This window comes from Pseudoalteromonas sp. MER144-MNA-CIBAN-0113 (assembly GCF_040308965.1).
GTDB lineage: Bacteria > Pseudomonadota > Gammaproteobacteria > Enterobacterales > Alteromonadaceae > Pseudoalteromonas > Pseudoalteromonas tetraodonis.
On record NZ_JBEOOG010000231.1, the window covers coordinates 1 to 349 of the forward strand.

At 41.8% G+C, this 349-nt stretch carries 1 pseudogene; it reads left to right on the forward strand.

Annotated elements, in window-relative coordinates:
• Positions 1 to 349, forward strand: a pseudogene (locus AAEY57_RS19510) (methionine synthase); the annotation flags it as partial.

Genomic DNA, 349 nt, shown 5'->3' on the forward strand with positions numbered 1-349 from the left:
TTCGTGACCGATACGACGCAAGCGTACCTACAGTTGTGGGCCCTGTTAGCCGTCAAAAGTCTGTATTTGTTGAAGACGCTAAATTTTTACGCAAGCAAACCAATCAACCAATAAAATGGGCATTGCCAGGCCCAATGACAATGATTGACACGCTTTACGATGACCATTATAAAAGCCGCGAAAAACTAGCGTGGGAATTTGCCATAATTCTCAATCAAGAAGCAAAAGAATTAGAAGCCGCAGGCGTTGATATCATTCAATTTGATGAGCCCGCGTTTAATGTATTTTTTGATGAAGTAAACGACTGGGGAATTGCCTGTTTAGAGCGAGCAATTGAAGGTCTTAAATG